The organism is Pseudomonas sp., from assembly GCF_041601375.1.
Classification (GTDB): domain Bacteria; phylum Pseudomonadota; class Gammaproteobacteria; order Pseudomonadales; family Pseudomonadaceae; genus Aquipseudomonas.
Window position 1 is genome coordinate 26906 of sequence record NZ_JBFIIG010000012.1, and the last position, 17613, is coordinate 44518.

Annotated in this window: 15 protein-coding genes and 1 pseudogene; 8 read left to right on the top strand and 8 right to left on the bottom strand. The window is 64.3% G+C overall.

The window, feature by feature from the left end; genetic code table 11:
- Positions 1-2 precede the first annotated feature (2 nt).
- The 3 genes from ABZE94_RS03450 to ABZE94_RS03460 all read left to right on the top strand — a co-directional run bounded on the left by ABZE94_RS03450 (position 3) and on the right by ABZE94_RS03460 (position 5596).
- Positions 3-1112 carry a DUF1513 domain-containing protein gene (locus tag ABZE94_RS03450; protein ID WP_372874143.1) on the top strand — a complete coding sequence of 370 codons (1110 nt, stop codon included), beginning with the start codon at positions 3-5 and terminating at the stop codon, positions 1110-1112.
- A 254-nt stretch (positions 1113-1366) separates the two neighbouring features.
- On the top strand, positions 1367-2473 hold the full coding sequence (locus ABZE94_RS03455) for an efflux RND transporter periplasmic adaptor subunit (RefSeq protein ID WP_372874128.1): 1107 nt from the start codon (positions 1367-1369) through the stop codon (positions 2471-2473).
- Positions 2474-2524: 51 nt separating this feature from the next.
- Entirely contained in the window at positions 2525-5596 is a 3072-nt protein-coding gene (locus tag ABZE94_RS03460) for a multidrug efflux RND transporter permease subunit (protein ID WP_372874129.1), read from the top strand.
- Positions 5597-5750: 154 nt separating this feature from the next.
- On the opposite strand, the gene ABZE94_RS03465 is transcribed toward ABZE94_RS03460, so the two are convergent.
- From ABZE94_RS03465 to ABZE94_RS03490, 6 genes are all read right to left on the bottom strand, one after another.
- Entirely contained in the window at positions 5751-5981 is a 231-nt protein-coding gene (locus ABZE94_RS03465; protein WP_372874130.1) for a hypothetical protein, read from the bottom strand.
- Positions 5978-6667, bottom strand: a complete 690-nt coding sequence (locus ABZE94_RS03470; RefSeq protein ID WP_372874131.1) for a lipopolysaccharide kinase InaA family protein — start codon at positions 6665-6667, stop codon at positions 5978-5980. The genes ABZE94_RS03465 and ABZE94_RS03470 overlap by 4 nt, the downstream gene beginning before the upstream one ends.
- A gap of 479 nt (positions 6668-7146) precedes the next feature.
- A complete protein-coding gene (gene groL / locus ABZE94_RS03475; RefSeq protein ID WP_372874132.1) occupies positions 7147-8796 on the bottom strand; it encodes a chaperonin GroEL in 1650 nt (549 codons plus the stop codon).
- 60 nt (positions 8797-8856) lie between these two features.
- Positions 8857-9150, bottom strand: coding sequence for a co-chaperone GroES (locus ABZE94_RS03480; RefSeq protein WP_372874133.1), 294 nt, complete (start codon positions 9148-9150; stop codon positions 8857-8859).
- Between the two features lie 300 nt (positions 9151-9450).
- A complete protein-coding gene (locus ABZE94_RS03485) occupies positions 9451-9915 on the bottom strand; it encodes an FxsA family protein (protein ID WP_372874134.1) in 465 nt (154 codons plus the stop codon).
- A 63-nt stretch (positions 9916-9978) separates the two neighbouring features.
- Complete coding sequence (locus ABZE94_RS03490) at positions 9979-10740, bottom strand: HugZ family protein (RefSeq protein ID WP_372874135.1); 762 nt, start codon at positions 10738-10740, stop codon at positions 9979-9981.
- 104 nt (positions 10741-10844) lie between these two features.
- Between ABZE94_RS03490 and ABZE94_RS03495 the strand changes: the two genes are divergently transcribed.
- The gene (locus ABZE94_RS03495) at positions 10845-11603 is read left to right on the top strand and encodes an SDR family oxidoreductase (protein WP_372874136.1); all 759 of its coding nucleotides are present in this window, start codon (positions 10845-10847) and stop codon (positions 11601-11603) included.
- 164 nt (positions 11604-11767) lie between these two features.
- Here the strand turns inward: ABZE94_RS03495 and ABZE94_RS03500 are convergent, their stop codons facing one another.
- Both ABZE94_RS03500 and ABZE94_RS03505 read right to left on the bottom strand, forming a co-directional pair.
- Entirely contained in the window at positions 11768-12595 is an 828-nt protein-coding gene (locus tag ABZE94_RS03500) for a mechanosensitive ion channel family protein (RefSeq protein ID WP_372874137.1), read from the bottom strand.
- A gap of 105 nt (positions 12596-12700) precedes the next feature.
- On the bottom strand, positions 12701-13180 hold the full coding sequence (locus ABZE94_RS03505; protein WP_372874138.1) for a YajQ family cyclic di-GMP-binding protein: 480 nt from the start codon (positions 13178-13180) through the stop codon (positions 12701-12703).
- 142 nt (positions 13181-13322) lie between these two features.
- Between ABZE94_RS03505 and ABZE94_RS03510 the strand changes: the two are divergent.
- The 4 genes and pseudogenes from ABZE94_RS03510 to ABZE94_RS03525 form a co-directional block, all read left to right on the top strand.
- A pseudogene (locus ABZE94_RS03510) lies at positions 13323-14297 on the top strand (response regulator); the annotation flags it as partial.
- A 12-nt stretch (positions 14298-14309) separates the two neighbouring features.
- On the top strand, positions 14310-15236 hold the full coding sequence (locus tag ABZE94_RS03515) for a putative 2-dehydropantoate 2-reductase (protein ID WP_372874139.1): 927 nt from the start codon (positions 14310-14312) through the stop codon (positions 15234-15236).
- 50 nt (positions 15237-15286) lie between these two features.
- Entirely contained in the window at positions 15287-17305 is a 2019-nt protein-coding gene (locus ABZE94_RS03520) for an ATP-binding protein (protein WP_372874140.1), read from the top strand.
- Between the two features lie 2 nt (positions 17306-17307).
- Positions 17308-17613: ATP:cob(I)alamin adenosyltransferase (locus ABZE94_RS03525; protein ID WP_372874141.1), on the top strand; the 306-nt coding region annotated here is incomplete at its 3' end.

Below are 17613 nucleotides of genomic sequence, written 5' to 3' on the forward strand. Positions count from 1 at the left end.
TGATCAAACGCAGAGATTTTCTCGGCCTGACCGGCGCCACCCTGGCCGCCGGCGCAGTGGCTGCCGGCGCTTTCGCCGGCTGGACCCTGAGCGACGACGGCGTGCGCCCCCTGCTGCTGTCCGCGCGCGACGATGCGGCCGGCAAGCACTATGCGGTGGGTTATCGCCTGGATGGCAGCCGGGTGTTCGCCACCCCGGTCGGCGAGCGCTGCCACGACGTGGTGGCGCACCCCAGCCTGCCGCTGGCGCTGTTCGTCGGCCGCCGGCCGAGCACCCGCAGTTATCTGCTCGATAGCCGCAACGGCCGTCTGCTGCAAACCCTGCACACCCCAATACAACGGCACTTCTACGGCCACGCGGTATTCCACAAAGATGGCGAATGGCTGTACACCACCGAGAACGACACCAGTGATTCCGGCCGCGGTGTAGTCGGCGTCTATCGCCTGCAAGGCGGGCAGCTGCAACGCAGCGGCGAACTGTCGAGCCACGGCCTGGGCCCGCACCAACTGCTCTGGCTGCCCGACGGCGAGACCCTGGTGGTGGCCAACGGCGGCATCCGCACCGAAGCCGACAGCCGGGTGGAGATGAACCTCGACAGCATGGATTCCAGCCTGGTGCTGCTCGACCGCGACGGCGGCCTGCTGAGCCAGGAACGCCTGCCCGAGCGGATGAACAGCGTGCGCCACCTTGCGGTCGCCAGCGACGGCACTATCGTCAGCGCCCAGCAATACATGGGCGAGCCCAGCGATCGAGTACCGTTGCTGGCGATCAAACGGCCGGGCCAGGCGTTCCAGCACTTTGCCCTGGGCGAAGCGCAGCGCCAGGCGATGAACCAGTACAGCGCCAGCGTGGCCATCCACAGCGAGCTGCGCCTGCTGGCGCTGACCGCGCCGCGCGGCAACCGGGTGTTCATCTGGGACCTGGACAGCGCCGCCCTGCGCCTGGATGCGCCGCTGGCCGATTGCGCCGGGGTCGGCGCGGTGGCCGAGGGCTTCGTGGTCAGCACCGGCGTGGGCCGTTGCCGGCTGTACGATTGCCGCCGCAAGGCAATCACCAACCAGCCGCTGCAACTGCCGGCGGGACTGTGGGACAACCACCTGCGCCTGGCCTAGCCGGCTATCGGGCTGTCCCTCGCGCCGGACATTCAACGCCTGATGCAGGCGTTGTTCGCGCCGGAGCCGGGCCAGACAGCCGGCAAAAAACCCGCACGCAGGCACCCAAAAAGTGTAAGAGCTGATCACTCAGTCAGGCCATGAGCGCCCCGCCTCCGGGCGCACTGCTAATCTTTGACAGGCCCAGGTGCTCGGTCTAAGGTGCCTTCTTTGCCTATTCCCAGGCCCAGTTTGCCTCGCCAAGGAACCGGAATATGTTGCTCCGCCGCATGCTGATCATGCTGGGCGTGGTTGCCCTCGTGGTACTCGCCCTCGCCGCCTATAAAGGCCTAACCATCTACCGGGAAATCCAGCAGTTCTCTGCGCCGCAGCCACCGATCAGCGTCAACGCCGCAGAAGCCGTCGAACGGCCCTGGCAGAGCCGACTGCCGGCCATAGGCACGCTGAAGGCCTTCCAGGGCATCGACCTGACCGTCGAGGTCGCCGGCACCGCACGCGATGTGCTGTTCCAGTCCGGCGAGAAGGTCAACCTCGACCAGCCGCTGATCCAGATGGACAGCCAGGTGGAACAGGCCAGCCTGGGCACCGCCCAGGCCGAGCTGGGCCTGGCCCGAGTCGAGTACCAGCGCGGGCGCAACCTGGTCGACCGCCAGGCCATCTCCAGGAGCGAGTTCGACCGGCTCTCCGCCGAACTGCAGAAAGCCAGCGCCAGCGTCGCTCAACTGCAAGCCACCCTGGCGAAGAAGCGCATCCTCGCGCCCTTCGCCGGCACCATCGGCATCCGCCAGGTCGACGTCGGCGACTACCTGGCCTCCGGCACCACCATCGCCACCCTGCAGGACCTGTCGACCCTGTTCGTCGACTTCTTCCTGCCGGAGCAGAATGTGCCGCAACTGGCCACCGGCCAACGCGTACGCGTCCAGGTGGCGGCCTATCCCGACGAGGTATTCGAGGGGCAGATCGACGCGATCAACCCCAAGGTCGAGGCGACCACCCGCAACCTGCTGGTGCGCGCCAGGCTGGCCAACCCGGACGAGAAACTGCTGCCCGGTATGTTCGCCAACCTGCAGGTGCTGCTCGCCGGCGAGACGCCGCAGGTGCTGGTGCCGGAAACCGCGATCACCTACACCCTGTACGGCAACTCGGTGTACGTGATCGAGGAACAGGCCGCCGAGGGCGACCAGCCGGCGCAGTTGCAGGTACAGCGCCGCTTCGTCGAGACCGGCGAGCGCCGCGCCGGCCAGGTGGTGATCCTCAAGGGCCTGCAGGCCGGGGAACGGGTGGTCAGTGCCGGCCAGCTCAAGCTGGATAACGGCGCCCATGTGACGATAGTCGCCGATCCCGTCGAAACTGCCGAATAGCCCAAACCGGCCAGCTGCGCGCAGAGCGCGACTGGCGTAAAGGAACTGCCCATGGCTTTTACCGACCCCTTTATCCGTCGTCCGGTGCTGGCGACCGTGGTCAGCCTGCTGATCGTCCTGCTCGGCCTGCAGGCCTTCGACAAACTGACCATCCGCCAGTACCCGCAGCTGGAGAACGCCCTGATCACGGTCACCACCGCCTACCCGGGCGCCAATGCCGAGACCATCCAGGGTTACATCACCCAGCCCCTGCAGCAGAGCCTGGCCAGCGCCGAAGGCATCGACTACATGACCTCGGTGAGCCGGCAGAACGTCTCGACCGTGTCCATCTATGCGCGCATCGGCGCCGACAGCGACCGCCTGTTCACCGAGCTGCTGGCCAAGGCCAACGAGGTGAAGAACCAGCTGCCGCAGGACGCCGAAGACCCGGTGCTGAGCAAGGAAGCGGCCGACGCCTCGGCGCTGATGTACATCAGCTTCTACAGTGACCAGCTGTCCAACCCGCAGATCACCGATTACCTGTCCCGGGTGATCCAGCCCAAGCTGGCCACCCTGCCGGGCATGGCCGAAGCGCAAATCCTCGGCAATCAGGTGTTCGCCATGCGCCTGTGGCTGGACCCGCTGAAGATGGCCGCCTATGAGCTGAGCGCCAGCGACATCAACGACGCCGTGCGCCAGTACAACTTCCTCGCCGCCGCCGGCGAAGTGAAGGGCGAGTATGTGCTCACCAGCATCAATGCCGGCACCGACCTCAAGTCGCCACAGGACTTTGCCGCCATCCCGCTGAAAACCATCGGCGACAGCCGCGTGCTGCTCGGCGATGTGGCGCGGGTGGAAATGGGCGCGCAGAGCTACGACTCGATCAGCTCCTTCGACGGCACGCCCTCGGTCTACATCGCCATCAAGGGCACGCCGAGCGCCAACCCGCTGGACGTGATCAAGGAAGTGCGGCAGATCATGCCCGAGATCGAGGCGCAGCTGCCGCCCGACCTCAAGGTGTCCATCGCCTACGACGCCACCCTGTTCATCCAGGTGTCGATCGACGAGGTGCTGAAGACCCTGCTCGAGGCGGTGCTGATCGTCATCGTCGTGGTCTTCCTGTTCCTCGGCGCGCTGCGCTCGGTGCTGATCCCGGTGGTCACCATTCCGCTGTCGATGATTGGCGTGCTGTTCTTCATGCAGCTGATGGGCTATTCGATCAACCTGCTGACCCTGCTGGCCATGGTCCTGGCCATCGGCCTGGTGGTCGACGACGCCATCGTCGTGGTGGAGAACATCCACCGCCATATCGAGGAGGGCAAGACGCCCTTCGATGCCGCCATCGAGGGCACCCGCGAGATCGCCGTGCCGGTGGTGTCGATGACCATCACCCTGGCCGCGGTCTACGCCCCGATCGGCTTTCTCGAGGGCCTGACCGGGGCGCTGTTCAAGGAATTCGCCCTGACCCTGGCCGGTGCGGTGATCATCTCCGGCATCGTCGCCCTGACCCTGTCGCCGATGATGTGCGCCAAGCTACTGCGCCACGAGGAAAACCCCAGCGGCCTGGCCCATCGCCTGGACCAGTTGTTCGATACCCTCAAGCGGCGCTACCAGCGCGCCCTGCACGGCACCCTGGAGACCCGTCCGGTGGTGCTGGTGTTCGCCCTGATCGTGCTGTGCCTGATCCCGCTGCTGCTGATGTTCACCGAGAGCGAACTGGCGCCCGAGGAGGACCAGGGCATCGTCTTCCTCATGGCCAACGCGCCGCAGCCGACCAACCTGGAGTACCTGAACCGCTATACCGACCAGTTCGTCGAGATTTTCAAGGAGTTCCCCGAGTACTACTCCTCGTTCCAGATCAACGGTTTCAATGGCGTGCAATCGGGCATCGGCGGTTTTCTGCTGACCCCCTGGAACGAGCGCGAGCGCACCCAGATGGAGATCCTGCCGCAGGTGCAGGCGCGCCTGGACCGGATCGCCGGCCTGCAGATCTTCGGCTTCAACCTGCCCTCGCTGCCCGGCACCGGCGAAGGCCTGCCGTTCCAGTTCGTGATCAATACGCCGAACGATTACGAGTCGCTGCTGCAGGTCGCCGAACGGGTCAAGCAGCGCGCCCTGGACTCCGGCAAGTTCGCCTTCCTCGACATCGACCTGGCCTTCGACAAGCCCGAAGTGGTGGTCGACATCGACCGCGCCAAGGCGGCGCAGATGGGCGTGTCCATGGAGGATATCGGCCTGACCCTGGCGACCTTGCTCGGCGAGGGCGAGATCAACCGCTTCACCATCGACGGGCGCAGCTACAAGGTGATCGCCCAGGTCGAGCGCGCCTACCGCGACAACCCGGGCTGGCTCGGCCACTATCAGGTGAAGAGCGAAAGCGGCGAGATGCTGCCGCTGTCGAGCCTGATCACACTCAGCGATCGCGCGCGGCCGACCCAGCTAAACCAGTTCCAGCAACTCAACTCGGCGATCATCCAGGGCGTGCCTATCGTCAGCATGGGCGAGGCGCTCGAGACCGTGCAGCAGATCATGGCCGAGGAGGCCCCGGCCGGTTTCGCCGCCGACTATGCCGGCGCGGCGCGCCAGTTCATCCAGGAAGGCAGCGCCCTGTACGTCACCTTCGGCCTGGCCCTGGCCCTGATCTTCCTGGTGCTGGCGGCGCAGTTCGAGAGTTTCCGCGACCCGCTGGTGATCCTGGTGACGGTGCCGCTGTCGATCTGCGGCGCGTTGATCCCGCTGTTCCTCGGCTTCTCCAGCATGAACATCTACACCCAGGTGGGCCTGGTGACCCTGATCGGCCTGATCACCAAGCACGGCATCCTGATCGTCGCATTCGCCAACCAGCTGCGCCGCCGCGACGGCTTGTCGCGCCGCGCGGCGGTCGAGGAAGCCGCGGCGATTCGCCTGCGGCCGGTGCTGATGACCACCGCAGCCATGGTCTTCGCCATGATCCCGCTGATCCTCGCCAGCGGCGCCGGCGCGGTCAGCCGTTTCGACATCGGCCTGGTGATCGCCACCGGCATGGCGGTCGGCACCTTGTTCACCCTGTTCGTCCTGCCCAGCGTCTACACCCTGCTGGCCAAGCCGGACGCAGAGCCTGCCGCGGTGTCGACAGCCGTAAGCGGGGACGCGAGTCGGGGCTGATGCCCGGACTATTGGCGCTCGTGCGACTGGCGGTGTCAGCGCCGCAATGACGCCAGGCCGATTGAAGCGCCAGATAACTTGGTCAGCAGAAAAACAAATGCCGTGCCCTCGAGTCGAGGGCACGGCAGCAGGATCTGTCAGGCAGACCGCTCGCTCATTTCTGTCCGATCAGGCTCTGCGACAGGCTGAACATGAACAGCAGCAAATCCTTGTCCGGAGCGAGCTGTTGCGTCGCCATGCCGGCGTTGCGTGGCAGTGGACAGTGCTCCGGGCCATCGGCACTACCCAGCATGAGCGGGCCCGGCTCATGCCAGGCGGCCGCGGCCAATGAGGCCACGCCCAGCGCCGCAACCAGAAACAAACCTCTAGCAATTTCTAACTTCATAACTGCAACCCCTTGATAGCGCTGCCAAACGCTTGCCGGTAAAGGTAGACCAAGCGCTCCCAATCACCAGCCCCCCACGACGAATGGCGCTTTAATTGCTGCATGTCATGGCGCGCAGCCCGCCGCGGACTGAAACGCCGCCGGCTTTTTTCCAGGTCCAACAGGGCCGTTTCGACCTCGATGCGCTCGCCCACCTGCTCGACTCGCACGAACAGATGCTTCTGATACAGGCAGCCATGCTGCCAGCCCGCCCGGTGCAAGCGCGCCAGCATGGCGGCCACTTGCGCCAGCAGTTGCTCGTTGACCGCCACGCCGAAACGCTCACGGCCCCCCTCGGCATACCAGTGGCTGAGCTCCTGAAAGCCCTTGAGCTCCTCCGACACCAGCAAACCGCGCCAGAGCCCGGCGGCATCGCGCTGCACGTCGCAATAGAGCAGGCTAGGCGCCTTGACCCCGAGCAGCGGCAGGGCCAGCAAGGCATCGCGCTCACGCAGCACCGTGGGTCGACCTAAGGGGTAGCGCAGGCTGCGGTAGAAGTGCCCGACCTGGCGCTTGGCATAGAGCACCCGGCCATCGTCCTGGTACAGACGCTGTACGCCGCTCTCGCCACCGCGCCGATGATTCGGTTCTTCGACCCATTCCCCCTGCAGTTGCCACCACTGCTCGAACGCCAACGCTGCTGTCATTTCATCCGCCTGTAAGCCTAATCTCAACCTGACCGCACATGGCCGGCAGTCCTGGCCGGTCACCGTCAGTAACCAATCACAGGGTATGTAGGTAACCCTCCCCCCTCTGCGCGCCAGCGCCCATAGCCGACATGGCCCTACCTGCATGGCTGCGACGACCAGTGGCGCGCCTGGTTTACACCCAGACCGAAACTTGCAGCAATTTCCGCACCATAACAAGACCTGATGCGCGCCAGGCGTGCAGGCGTACCGCTCGGACGCGCGCGCGTGCGGATGGCAGCGATAGGCATCCAGACGATGACCCCCGGTAAGAAACCGACCGCACCAGCGCAAATCGGCGTGCACGGATAACCGGGGGCATCGGCACTAAATCATGTGCCGCGAACCCGCCAGACCAGCACAACCGGCCTCATCCGACGCATAAAAAAACCCGCGCCGAGGCGCGGGTTTTTTCAAGGACTGCCGGGAAGCAGGCTGGCTTACATCATGCCGCCCATGCCACCCATACCGCCCATGCCGCCCATGTCCGGCATGCCGCCGGCGCCCTTCTCTTCAGCCACTTCGGCGATCATCGCTTCGGTGGTGATCATCAGGCTGGCGATCGAGGAAGCCGCCTGCAACGCCGAACGGGTCACCTTGGCCGGATCGAGAATACCCATCTCGATCATGTCGCCGTACTCGCCGGTGGCTGCGTTGTAACCGAAGTTACCCGAACCTTGCTTGACCTTGTCGACCACTACGCTCGGCTCGTCGCCGGAGTTGGCCACGATCTGGCGCAGCGGCGCTTCGACGGCGCGACGCAGCAGAGCGATACCGACGTTCTGGTCGGCATTCTCGCCTTTCAGCTCGCTGATGGCCTGCAGGGCACGCACCAGGGCCACACCGCCGCCAGGTACCACGCCTTCTTCAACGGCTGCACGGGTGGCGTGCAGGGCGTCTTCGACGCGGGCCTTCTTCTCTTTCATTTCGACTTCGGAACCGGCGCCGACCTTGATCACGGCAACACCGCCAGCCAGCTTGGCCAGACGCTCTTGCAGCTTCTCTTTGTCGTAGTCGGACGAAGTGTCTTCGACCTGCTTGCGGATCTGCGCCACGCGGGCTTCGATGTCGACCTGCTGGCCGGCACCGTCGATGATGGTGGTGTTTTCCTTGCTCAGGATCACGCGCTTGGCGTTACCCAGGTGCTCCAGGGTGGCGCCTTCCAGGCTCAGACCAACTTCTTCGCTGATCACGGTACCGCCGGTGAGGATGGCGATGTCCTGCAGCATGGCCTTGCGACGATCGCCGAAGCCCGGCGCCTTGACGGCAGCGACCTTGACGATACCGCGCATGTTGTTCACCACCAGAGTGGCCAGGGCTTCGCCCTCGACGTCTTCGGCGACGATCAGCAGCGGACGGCCGGCCTTGGCAACGGCTTCCAGCACCGGCAGCATTTCGCGGATGTTGGAGATCTTCTTGTCGACCAGCAGGATCATCGGGGTTTCAAGCTCGGCGACCATGGTGTCCGGCTTGTTGATGAAGTACGGCGACAGGTAGCCACGGTCGAACTGCATGCCTTCTACGACCGACAGTTCGTTTTCCAGGCCCGAGCCTTCTTCAACGGTGATCACGCCTTCTTTACCGACTTTTTCCATGGCTTCGGCAATGATGTCGCCGATGGAGGTGTCGGAGTTGGCGGAAATGGTACCGACCTGGGCGATCGCCTTGAAGTCGGCGCACGGCTTGGACTGGGCCTTCAGCTGAGCAACGATGGCGATGGTCGCCTTGTCGATGCCGCGCTTGAGGTCCATCGGGTTCATGCCGGCAGCGACGGCTTTCAGGCCTTCGTTGACGATCGACTGAGCCAGCACGGTGGCCGTGGTGGTACCGTCACCAGCGTCATCGTTGGCACGCGAGGCGACGTCTTTGACCAGTTGGGCGCCCATGTTTTCGAAGCGATCTTTCAGCTCGATTTCTTTGGCGACGGAAACGCCGTCCTTGGTGATGGTCGGAGCGCCGAAGCTCTTCTCGATGATCACGTTACGGCCTTTCGGGCCGAGGGTCGCTTTAACGGCATCAGCCAGGACGTTGACACCGGCGAGCATTTTCTTACGGGCGGAGTCGCCGAACTTAACTTCTTTAGCAGCCATGATGTTTATTCCTCAAATTCGTTTTGGTGGAACGCAATACGGGTGTGGCGCAGACGGAAATCAGGCTTCAAGCACGGCCAGGATTTCGTTCTCGCTCATGACCAACAGCTCTTCACCGTCGATCTTGATGGCGTTGCTGCCGGAGTAAGGACCAAACACCACTTTGTCACCAACCGTCACGGCCAGCGGGCGTACTTCGCCGTTGTCCAGCACGCGACCGGTGCCGACAGCGACGATTTCGCCCTGGTTCGGCTTCTCGGCAGCGGAGCCCGGCAGCACGATGCCACCTGCGGTTTTGGTTTCTTCTTCGCTGCGACGGATCACGACGCGGTCATGCAGAGGACGAAGCTTCATTGTCGATCTCTCCCAAATAGGTTGGTTACATCGGCCGGTGTTCACACCGGCGGGTTAGCAAAGTCCGGCGGGGCCGGTTGCGCTGCACCGAAGTACAACGCGGAAGTCTGTTCTGCCGAAACCGGCAGAAAACCTTGCGGTGACCGCTACATAAGGGCGCACAAGGGGATTTCAAGGGTCGCCGATGATTTTTTTTGCTGGCGCCGAGTGCCCGCCGCGGCGAATCGATGCCCGCCAGGCGTGCCAATTCCCCGGAGCGGGACTGGCGCCTGCAGGACTGCCGGGGCCTGCATACAAGCGTCAATCCTGACGTTTGAACTCACCTTCCAGCACATTCGGTTTGCTCGCACCCGGCCGGGTCTGTCCGGAACGCGCCGCCAGATCATCGGCAAACGCCCGCTGGCGCATGGCTTGCTCGGCCGCACGCAGGCGGATCTTGTTGACCAGCCGCCGCCGGACGAAGGGGATCAGGCACAGCACGCCGAAGATGTCGCTGATGAAACCCGGCAGCAGCAACAGCCCGCCGCCGACTGCAATCAGCAGGCCTTCGAGCATTTCCTGCTCGGGCAACTCGCCACGCGCCAGTTTCTCGCGGGCACGCCAGGCGGTGGCGACCCCGGCGATACGCAGCAGGATGCCGCCGAGGATCGCCGAGCCTATGACCAGCAGCAGGGTCGGCAGGACACCGATCGCGCTGCCGACCTGGATCAGCAGCGCCAGTTCGACGATCGGGAACAACAAGAACAGAAACAGAAAAACACGCATCAAGAATTCCTTAGCGGAAGAACGGCTTCCAATAAGAGTGAAATATGGGAGATTGCGCTTAATTCAAGCTGAAACGGCGCCGTCGGTCGGCCAGGCTTGCGCACGGGCCAGCGAAACGAAGGCCTGGCGCACCTCGACGGGGGTGTTACAGGGTGCGGCAAAGGCCAGCCAATACACGCTTTGGCCGATGCGCAGGTGAAAACCCTCGCTGTCGATACCCACCAGTTCGGCCGGCAGCTGGGTCGGCAAACCGGCCAGCGCGACATAATGGGCGATGGCACTGGCATGGTCAGCGTTCATGTGTTCCAGCATGCCCTGCTCGCTGCCACCGGCATCGACTGCCGCAGCACCGGCTGCCGTAGCGAACGGATTGGCCAGCGCCACCTGAGCCAGCCAGTGGATCGCGCCGAAACCGCCGATATAGCGCCAGCGCACCGGCTCCAGCAGCCAGAAATCGAAATCATGGGCGCGGTGATAATCCTCCGCTTCGGGGAAATAGCGATAATAGCGCGCCGCCGCCGCATCGATTGCGGCCTGGTCACACAATTGTCGTGCTTCGGCGAGTAGCGTGAGACGACCGACCGCCTGCACATCCTCGGCGCCGCGCTCGCCGACAAACAGCGAACACTTGGCGTCCTGCTTGAGGTTATGGGTGTGCTGGGCGATGCGGCTGATCAGGATCAGCGGCCAGCCCTGAGCATCCAGGCAGTAGGGCACCACCGATCCGAAAGGAAAGCCCGGCATGGCCTTCGAATGAGTCGAGAGCACCCCGCGGTATTCCTTGAGCAGCAGTTCTCGGGCATGCTTAGCGGCTTTCACGCTCACCTTATGACTCCTTGCAAAGAATCCGTCACTAACGGACAGGCGCCCTAGAATAGCTGTTACGGCGCGCCAGCGGGGCCACACGACGTACATTGAGGGGATACGCGATGCAACTCAAAGACAAAGTTATCATCATCACCGGCGGTTGCCAGGGGCTGGGCCGCGCCATGGGCGAATACCTGGCGGGCCAAGGCGTGAAACTGGCGCTGGTCGACCTCAATCAGGAAAAGCTCGACGAAGCCGTGGCGGCCTGCAAGGCCCATGGCGTGGACGCACGCGCCTACCTGTGCAACGTGGCCAACGAAGAGCAGGTGACCCACATGGTCGCCCAGGTTGCCGAAGATTTCGGGGCGATCAACGGCCTGGTCAACAACGCCGGCATCCTGCGTGACGGCCTGACCATCAGGGTCAAGGATGGCGAAATGAGCAAGATGAGCCTGGCCCAGTGGCAGTCGGTGATCGACGTCAACCTGACCGGCGTGTTCCTCTGCACCCGCGAAGTGGCGGCGAAGATGATCGAGCTGCAAAATCAGGGCGCGATCGTCAACATCTCCTCCATCTCCCGCGCCGGCAATATCGGCCAGGCCAACTACTCGGCGGCCAAGGCCGGCGTCGCCGCCGACACCGTGGTCTGGGCCAGGGAGCTGGCGCGATACGGCATTCGTGTGGCCGGCGTGGCCCCGGGCTTCATCGAAACCGAGATGACCCTGAGCATGAAACCGGAAGCGCTGGAAAAGATGACCTCGGGTATTCCGCTGCGGCGCATGGGCAAACCGACGGAAATCGCTCACTCGGTCGCCTACATCCTCGAGAACGACTACTACACCGGGCGCATCCTCGAGCTGGACGGCGGCCTGCGCCTGTAAACTTGACGCCCGGCACACCGTGTCGGATGGGCCGCACGGCTTGCCGCTGCAGTTGCCGCGGTAAGCCGCAGACCGCGGGGCAACCCTGGGGCCGGCCCCAGAAAAATGCCGCTTTCCCCTAGCAGGGAAAGCGGCATTTTCATAAGCGGGCCGTGCGCAGCGGTTTAGCTGGCCTGGACCAGATGCACCACCCGCTGCGGGAACGGAATACCGATACCGGCCTCGGTCAGGCGCTCCTTGGCCAGCTCGGTAAATTCGAAGGTCACCGGCCAGAAATCCGCCGTCGCCACCCACACCCGCAGTGACAGGTTGACCGCACTGTCGCCGAGCCCCGTGACGAACACCACAGGCGCCGGATCGAGACGAATGCGCGGATCCTCGGCGATCTTCAGCAGCACATCGCGGGCCTTCTTGATGTCGCTGGAGTAGTCGATGCCCAGATTGATGTCGGCACGACGCGTGGCTTCGCGCGAATAGTTGGTGATATGGCCGTTGGACAGGCTGCCGTTGGGCACTATCACCACCTTGTTGTCGGCGGTTTTCAGGGTGGTGTGAAAAATATGGATGCTGTCGACGCTGCCCGATACGCCCTGCCCCTCGATCCAGTCACCGGCGCGAAACGGCCGAAACAGCAAGATCAGCACGCCACCGGCGAAGTTCGCCAGGCTGCCTTGCAGGGCCAGGCCGATGGCCAGGCCGGCGGCACCGATCACCGCGATAAAGGAGGTGGTTGCCACGCCGATCATCGAAGCCACGCTGACCAGCAGCAGCACCTTGAGGACGATGCTGACCAGGCTGCCGATAAAGCTGTGCAAGGCACGGTCGACGTTACCCCGCGCCAGTATGGCTGCGACCTTGCGGGTCAAGGTATTGATCAGCCACCAACCGACCAGCAGGGTGATGATCGCCAGGGTCAGCTGACCACTGTATTGCAACACCACCGGCAACCAGCTCTCGGAGAGCTTCACCAGTTGCTCGACATTCATCTCCATTTGACGCTCCTTTTCGACGCTTAAAAAGCAACCGCCATGGCAAGCCATGGCGGTTGCTTGACGATCACTGCTGCCGCGCCACCCAGGCCCAGCAGGCTGGCCGCATCAATCGCGGAAGTTGTTGAATTGCAGTGGCATACCGAAGTCCTTGGCGCGCAGGGCGGCGATCGCCTCCTGCAGGTCATCGCGCTTCTTGCCGGTAATGCGCACCTGCTCGCCCTGGATGGCGGCCTGCACCTTGAGCTTGCTGTCCTTGATGTGGGCGACGATCTTCTTCGCCAGTTCCTTGTCGATGCCTTCACGCAGGGTCATTTCCTGCTTGACGCTCTTGCCCGAGGGATAGGCGTCCTTGAACTCCAGGCACTGCACATCGATCTTGCGCTTGACCAGGCAGAGCTTGAGAATCTCGACCATCTGCTCCAGCTGAAAATCCGCATCGGCCGTCAGATTGACGGTCAGGTCTTTGAGCTCGAAGCTGCCTTTACCGCGCAGGTCATAACGACGCTCGAGCTCCTTGATCGCGTTGTCGACAGCATTGGTGACTTCGTGTTTGTCCAGTTCGGACACCACGTCGAACGAGGGCATGGTATTCCTCCAGATAGACGGCGCGACCCAGATCACGGACGGGACACGCGTGGCTTGTTGCCGGTTGAAAAACCCGGCCATTATATAGCCATAGAGACAACCACTGCCCAGCGATGTAGCGGGCCCATGCGACTTCCCCTGCGAGCCTGCCATGCCCAACCCCCATCTCAGCATCCTGGTGGTGGACGACGCCAAGTTTTCCAGCGCCATGATCGGTCGCGCCCTGAGCCAGGCCGGCTACCAGGATGTACGCTTCGCCTACAGCGCCGCAGAAGCCATCAGGGAGCTCGAACTGCGCCCAGCCAGCGTGCTCCTGGCGGACTGGCTGATGCCGGAAATGGATGGACTGGAACTGACCGGACGGGTTCGCCAGCTGGATGAAATGGCCGATCACTACACCTACGTCATGCTGCTGACCGGCAAGGAAGGTGAAAACGTGCTGGGCGAAGCCTTCGACCGTGGGGTCGACGACTTCATCAACAAGGCGCAGATGAACGAACAACTGGTGCCACGGGTCTACGCCGCCGACCGCCTGTGCAACACCCTGCAACGCCTGCTGCAGGAAAACCGCCTGTTGACGGAAAACATCGCCAGCATGGAACAGCGCAACCTGGTCGATACCCTTACCGGCCTGGGCAACGCACGCTACCTGCGGCAGAAGCTGCTCGACAGCCTGCGCCAGATCGAGTCACGCGGCGGCGCGCTGTGTTACCTGTTGATCGGCCTGCAGGAGGCCAGCGAACTGCGCCTGCGTCATGGCAACGGCTTCTACAATGAACTGCTGCACGGCGTCGCCCGCCGCCTGCAGCAACTGGTGCGCCCGCTGGACGTGCTGGTGCGCCTGGACGACAACCATTTCGCCCTGATCACCCTGCTCGAAGACCTGCACGAGTGCTCGCCGAGCAGCTTCAAGCGCCTGCACGAAGGACTCAACCTCAAGGCGTTCAAGACCAGCGAAGGCTTCGTCAGCCTCAAGGCCGGGATCTGCCTGGTCGGCCTCGACGCCAAAGCCTTGCCCATCGCCCCGGAGAGCCTGATCGCCCATGCGAGCTCGCTGCTGGCGGAGTCTTACGCCAGCGGCCGGGTCGCCGCCATGCGCCTGCCGCAGGCGACCTAGCAAGTGCCGAGAATGAGCTGGCATGTCCTCGGCGCCGGCAGCCTGGGCTGCCTCTGGGCCGCACGCCTGGCGCGTGCCGGCGTGCCGGTGCAGCTGATCCTGCGCAACCCGGCCCGCCTCGCGGCGTATCAACGCGCGGGCGGCCTGAGCCTGGTCGAACAGGGGCTGGCCCGGCGCTACCCCGTGCCGGGGCAGACTGTCGACGATCCCCAGCCAATTCGGCGCCTGCTGCTGGCGTGCAAGGCCTACGACGCCGAAAGCGCCATTACCGGCCTCGCCCCGCGCCTGGCGCCGGGTGCCGAGCTGATTCTCCTGCAAAACGGCCTGGGCAGCCAGGAGGCCGTGGCCGCTCGAGTCCCCCAGGCGCGCTGCATTTTCGCCTCCAGTACCGAAGGCGCCTTTCGCGATGGCACCGCTCCTGAAGGAGAATGGCGCGTGGTATTCGCCGGCCAGGGCCACACCTGGCTCGGCGATCCGCTCGACGACCACCCACCGCTCTGGCTGAGCGACCTCGAGCGCAGCGGCATCCCCCACCAGTGGAGCCCGGATATTCTCAGCCGGCTATGGCGCAAGCTGGCGCTGAACTGCGCGATCAATCCGCTGACCGTGCTCTACGCTTGCCGCAACGGCGGCCTCAGCGAGCACTCGGCCGAAGTCGCCACGCTCTGCGCCGAACTCGGCCAGCTGCTGCGCAGCTGTGGCCAGCCCGCCGCCGCACTGGACCTGCATGCCGAGGTGCAGCGAGTGATCCAGGCCACCGCGGCGAACTACTCCTCGATGCACCAGGATGTCGCCCAGGGCCGGCGCACCGAAATCGCCTACCTGCTTGGCCATGCCTGCGCCACCGCGCAGCGCCATCACCTGGACTTGCCGCACTTGGCGGCGCTGCAGGAGCGCCTGCTGCAGTACCTTGATGCACGCGGATTGCCCAGCCATTAAGTCGCGCGTTACCCTGCTCGAACGTCCCCGCCACTGCGACCCATCAACCCATGCGATTGCGTCAGCGCCTCGAAAATCTGTCCGTCGGCCGCAAACTGCTCGCCGCGCTGCTGGTGTTGCTCGCCGCCGTGTTGCTGATGGCCAACCTGGCGTTCATCAGCGCGGCCTACTGGATTTCCCAGCAGAGTGTCGCCCCCCAGGCCTTGCACACCCTCAGTCGACTGATCGCCAGCCCCGCCCTCGCCCAGGAGGCGCTGAGCTCGGCGAGCGCCGCCCAAGCCCTGCTGCAACGCCTGGATGACTATTCGCCACTGCGCGCCGCCGTGATCTACGACAGCAATGGCGCGAGCCTGGCGCAACTGCAGCGCGGCGATTCCCTGAAGCTGCCACAGCGCGTCGAACAACTGGACAGCTGGCGCCTTGGCGAATTGCGCACCAACCTGCTGGTCGAACTGCCGCAGCCCGACGCACAGCCCGGCCACCTGCTGCTGGTCGCCTCCGGCGAACTGCCCGGCGCCTTCTATACCGGCACCCTCACCGCCAGCCTGGCTATTCTTGCGTTCAGCGTGTTGCTCTGGCTGCTGGTGGCGCGGCAGATCCGCCGCCTGGTGACCAAGCCGATCCGCCGGCTGGAAGAACTGTCGCGCCAGGTCACCCGCGAGGAGAATTACGCGTTGCGCGCCAGGCGCGGCAACCAGGACGAAATCGGCAGCCTGGCCGACGCCTTCAACACCATGCTGATGCGCATCGAAGGTCGCGAACAACAGCTCAAGCGCGCCCGCGACGACGCCCAGGCCGCATTCGATCAGGCCCAGAGCCTGGCCGAGGAGACCCGCCACTCCAACCGCAAGCTGGAAATGGAAGTGCAGGTACGCAGCAAGATCGAGAAGAAGCTCACCGGTTTCCAGAAGTACCTCAACAGCATCATCAACTCCATGCCCTCAGCCCTGATCGCCCTCGACGAACAGCTCTACGTCACCCAGTGGAACCAGGAGGCCAGCGCCCTCTCCGGCACGCGCCTGACGGACGCACTGAACCAGCCGGTGTTCCTCGCCTTCCCGCCGCTGAAACCCTTCCTGCCGATACTCAGACGCACCGTCGAGCAGCACAAGGTGGAGAAGATCGAACGGGTGACCTGGAGCAAGGACGAAGATCCGCATCACTACGCCCTGACCTTCTACCCGCTGATGGGCGGGGCCGGCCGCGGCGTGGTGATCCGCATCGACGACATCACCCAGCGCCTGAACCTGGAAGAGATGATGGTGCAATCGGAGAAGATGCTCTCGGTCGGCGGCCTGGCCGCCGGCATGGCCCACGAGATCAACAACCCGCTCGGCGCCATCCTGCATAACGTGCAGAACATTCGCCGACGCTTGTCGCCGGAGCTGGAGAAGAACCGCGAACAGGCCGAGCAGATCGGTGTATGCCTGCAGGCCATCGACCGCTACCTGCAGGCGCGGGAAATCCCCCGGCTGCTCGACGACATCCAGCAGGCCGGCACCCGCGCGGCGAAAATCGTCAGCCACATGCTCAGCTTCAGCCGCCGCAGCAACCGCCAACTGGCCCCCTGCATGCTGCCCGCGGTGATCGACCAGGCCCTGGAAATCGCCGGCAACGACTTCGACCTGACCGAAAGTTTCGACTTCAAGAGCCTGCTCATCCACCGCGAGTTCGACCCGGCGCTGGGCCCGGTGCCCGGCACCGCTAACGAACTGGAGCAGGTGCTGCTCAACCTGCTGAAGAACGCCGCCCAGGCGATTCATCAGCGCGAAGACGCCAGCACGCCCGGGCAGATCATCCTGCGCACCCGGCTGGCACCGCCCTGGGCGGAGATCCAGGTGGAAGACAACGGCGTCGGCATGGCCGAGTCGGTGCGCAAGCGCATCTTCGAGCCGTTCTACACCACCAAGGAAGTCGGCCAAGGCACCGGACTGGGCCTGTCGGTGTCCTACTTCATCATCACCAACAACCACAAAGGGCAGATGAAAGTGCAGTCCAAGGAAGGCCAGGGCACCTGCTTCACCCTGCGCCTGCCTCTGATTGCAGCCATCCCCCACACAGGTCATTGAACATGGGTTATCGACTGTCGAAGATTTACACACGCACCGGCGATGCCGGCGAAACCGGGCTGGCCGACGGCCGCCGGGTGGCCAAGGATCACCCGCGGGTGGAGGCCATGGGCGAGGTGGATACGCTCAACAGCCAGCTCGGCCTGCTGCTGGCCGAGCTGGCCGACCAGGCGGTCATGTGGCCGGGGCTGAGCGAGCTCATCGAGGTGCTCACGCCCTGCCAGCACCGCCTGTTCGACCTCGGCGGCGAACTGGCCATGCCCGAGTACCAGGCCCTGCAACAGACCGAAGTCGAACGCCTGGAGGCG

Excerpts from the sequence above, each read along its gene's own strand:
- ABZE94_RS03455 (WP_372874128.1), top strand. The coding sequence starts at position 1,367 with ATGTTGCTCCGCCGCATGCTGATCATGCTGGGCGTGGTTGCCCTCGTG.
- ABZE94_RS03460 (WP_372874129.1), top strand. The coding sequence starts at position 2,525 with ATGGCTTTTACCGACCCCTTTATCCGTCGTCCGGTGCTGGCGACCGTG.
- ABZE94_RS03465 (WP_372874130.1), bottom strand. The coding sequence starts at position 5,981 with ATGAAGTTAGAAATTGCTAGAGGTTTGTTTCTGGTTGCGGCGCTGGGC.
- ABZE94_RS03470 (WP_372874131.1), bottom strand. The coding sequence starts at position 6,667 with ATGACAGCAGCGTTGGCGTTCGAGCAGTGGTGGCAACTGCAGGGGGAA.
- groL (WP_372874132.1), bottom strand. The coding sequence starts at position 8,796 with ATGGCTGCTAAAGAAGTTAAGTTCGGCGACTCCGCCCGTAAGAAAATG.
- ABZE94_RS03480 (WP_372874133.1), bottom strand. The coding sequence starts at position 9,150 with ATGAAGCTTCGTCCTCTGCATGACCGCGTCGTGATCCGTCGCAGCGAA.
- ABZE94_RS03485 (WP_372874134.1), bottom strand. The coding sequence starts at position 9,915 with ATGCGTGTTTTTCTGTTTCTGTTCTTGTTGTTCCCGATCGTCGAACTG.
- ABZE94_RS03495 (WP_372874136.1), top strand. The coding sequence starts at position 10,845 with ATGCAACTCAAAGACAAAGTTATCATCATCACCGGCGGTTGCCAGGGG.
- ABZE94_RS03500 (WP_372874137.1), bottom strand. The coding sequence starts at position 12,595 with ATGGAGATGAATGTCGAGCAACTGGTGAAGCTCTCCGAGAGCTGGTTG.
- ABZE94_RS03505 (WP_372874138.1), bottom strand. The coding sequence starts at position 13,180 with ATGCCCTCGTTCGACGTGGTGTCCGAACTGGACAAACACGAAGTCACC.
- ABZE94_RS03515 (WP_372874139.1), top strand. The coding sequence starts at position 14,310 with ATGAGCTGGCATGTCCTCGGCGCCGGCAGCCTGGGCTGCCTCTGGGCC.
- ABZE94_RS03520 (WP_372874140.1), top strand. The coding sequence starts at position 15,287 with ATGCGATTGCGTCAGCGCCTCGAAAATCTGTCCGTCGGCCGCAAACTG.